General features: G+C 71.1%; 2 protein-coding genes. One reads left to right on the top strand and one right to left on the bottom strand.

Going from position 1 to position 2,611, the window contains the following annotated elements; translation table 11 throughout:
• Window positions 1-328: 328 nt before the first annotated feature.
• Entirely contained in the window at window positions 329-886 is a 558-nt protein-coding gene (locus I6U14_RS00735) for a flavodoxin (RefSeq protein ID WP_296896065.1), read from the top strand.
• Between the two features lie 152 nt (window positions 887-1,038).
• On the opposite strand, the gene I6U14_RS00730 is transcribed toward I6U14_RS00735, so the two are convergent.
• Window positions 1,039-2,611: alkaline phosphatase D family protein (locus I6U14_RS00730; RefSeq protein ID WP_296896063.1), on the bottom strand; the 1,573-nt coding region annotated here is incomplete at its 5' end.

Raw genomic sequence — 2,611 nt, 5'->3', positions numbered from 1 at the left:
CCATCATGCTTTCAGCGTGATGGACGGGGCGCGCGACGGTATCGGCCCGCCTCGGTGGCTGCGGCTGCGCGCCGGCGGTCAGTCTTGACCTGGCGCACGTGCACACCGCTTTCGGCACTGGCGCGGCAGCCGGTCGGGGCGGATCTGCGTATCCTGACGGTAGGTCACGGCCTGAGTTTCGCCGCCGACTGCGCAATCTTTCCCCGCGCTGAAGGCGAGCCGGCTGCTGGCACTGGGCATACCGCAGGAAGTGCCCATGCCCGGCCCGACACCACCGCCCGAGCGCCGCCTGCGACGCCTACAGACACCAATCTAGAGGAGCGCACCCATGCCCCCGATCGGCATCTTCTTCGCGTCGGAGACCGGCAGCACGGCCGAGCTGGCACGCGAGCTTCAAGCCCACTATTTGCCGGCAGGCGCGGCGGAGGTGCACAACCTGGACGATGTCGACGCGGCCCGGATGAACGGCTACCGCGCCCTGGTCTTCGCCACGTCCACCACGAACTGCGGCGGGCTCCCGGCGCCGCTCGAGGCCTTCGTGCCCGAGCTCGATACCGTGGATTTCAACGGCAAAGTGGTGGCCCTGGTGGGCCTCGGCGACCAAGCCGGTTATCCGGACGCCTTCGCCGATGCGCTGGGGTGGTTGTACGAAGATCTCCGCGCGCGCGGGGCCCGGATCGTGGGCTTATGGCCCACGTCGGGCTATGCCTATGACTACTCCCGCGCCGATCTCGGCGACGGCGCCTTCTGCGGTCTGGTGCTGGACCAGGCCACGCAGGCCGAGCAGACGCCGCAGCGGCTCGCGGCTTGGATCGAATCCGTGCGGGCCGACCTGCTCGCCGGCGGCTCCGCCGATGCCCCGAAGACCCCCGGGCGCGTGGTTTGACCGCCTGACGCATCGCTGCAGTCGGGCATTGCGGAGTCCGCTGCCAAGCCGGTGGCGGCGCCTGTCGCGCATGTGGCCCTGTCCCAGGCAGGCGAGGGATTGGTGCCTTCGCCAACGGTTTCCAACGGCGCAGGCGGTGGCTTCTAGCGCTGTCAGGCGCTCATCGGCCCGGGCACGCCGTCCTCGACGACGAAGCTCGCGACTGTCTCGCAGGCCGCGTCGCGCTCGCGCACGCCGGCGACGCCGCGCAGGTCCGCAGTCAGGCGCTCCGGGGTCACCGTGAGCCGCAGGTAGCCGCGGTGCTCGCCGGTGGCGTAGTGGATGTGCGGGTTCTCGCGCAGCGTGGCCTGGATGCGGTCTTCCGGCGGCGGCTGGGAGGTGATTGAAGTGGCAACGAATTCGCTTGCGACGGCCGGGGCACGCTCGTCCGCGAAGTCCTGCTTGAGGTCCGTGACCCAGAACGAGTGCACGTCGCCGCCGAGCACCACGGGGTTGGCGCAGATGCCTGCGGCAAATTGGTCCAGCAGCCGCTGCCGGGCGGCCGGATAGCCGTCCCAGCCGTCGGAGAAGAACAGCTCGCCGTCGCCCTCGAGCCCGTCGGCGTGGGCCATCAGGGTCTGCTGGCCCAGCAGATTCCAGCGGGCGCCCGAGCCTTCCAAGCCGGCGGCGAGCCAACGCTCCTGACGGGCGCCGAGGAGCGTGGCCTCGGGATTGAGTCGCTCGGCACAGTCGCCGGTGATGAGGTTGGAGCCGGCGCGGCCCGGCTTCGGGCAGGGCTGGGGGCTGCGGTATTGGCGGTCGTCCAACATGTGGATGCGGGCGAGCCGGCCATAATCGAGGCGGGTGTGGATGCGCATGTGGGGGCCGAAGGGGACCATGCCCCGCGGCAGCGGCATGTGCTCGTAGTAGGCGCGGTAGGCGGCGGCGCGGCGGGCGAGGAACCAGGCCGGCGTGTCGTCGTCCTGGGAGATGCTGTCGGCATAGTCGTTGTCCACCTCGTGGTCGTCCCAGACCATGAGCCAGGGGCAGCTGGCGTGCGCGGCCTGCAAATCAGGGTCCGACTTGTATAGCGCGTATTGGCGGCGATAGTCGCCGAGCGTCACCGGCTCGACCGCCCCCTGGGAGCGCACCGGATTCCTGCCCCAGGCCGACTCGTAGATGTAATCGCCCAGGTGCAGGAAGAGATCCAGCGCGTCCGCCGCCACGTGCCGGTAGGCGCTGTAGAAGCCCTGGGCGTAGTGCTGGCAGGAGCCCACGCCGATGCGTAGCCGATCCGCCGGCGCATCCTTGGCCGGCGCGGTGCGTGTGCGCCCCGCCGGGCTGGTGGCGCCGCCGGCGTGGAAGCGGTACCAGTATTCCTGATCAGGCTCAAGCCCGTAGGGCTCGACGTGCACCGAATGCGCCCACTGCGGCGTGGCATAGGCGGTGCCGGCGGCGGCGATGCGCCTGAAGCCTGGATCGTGAGCCAGCTCCCAGCGCACGGGGACGTTTACCGACGGCATGCCGCCGGCGGGGGCCAAGGGCTCCGGTGCGAGCCGGGTCCAGAGCCCCATGCCGTCGGGCTGCGGATAGCCCGAGGCGACGCCGAGGCTGAAGCGGTCCCGCGGGAAGAGGGGCGCGGCGGGTAGGGGTGCAGGGGCGAGGGCCGGGACGACGACCCGCAGCGGGGCGCCGACAAAGGGCAGGCTTGCGCGGGGGCGACGCAGGTTGCGGCGGCCCCCGGCG

Source organism: Thiohalocapsa sp. (genome assembly GCF_019695415.1).
Taxonomy (GTDB): domain Bacteria; phylum Pseudomonadota; class Gammaproteobacteria; order Chromatiales; family Chromatiaceae; genus Thiohalocapsa.
Note: the sequence above shows the minus strand (reverse complement) of the source record. Positions and strands in the feature narration are given on the sequence as shown.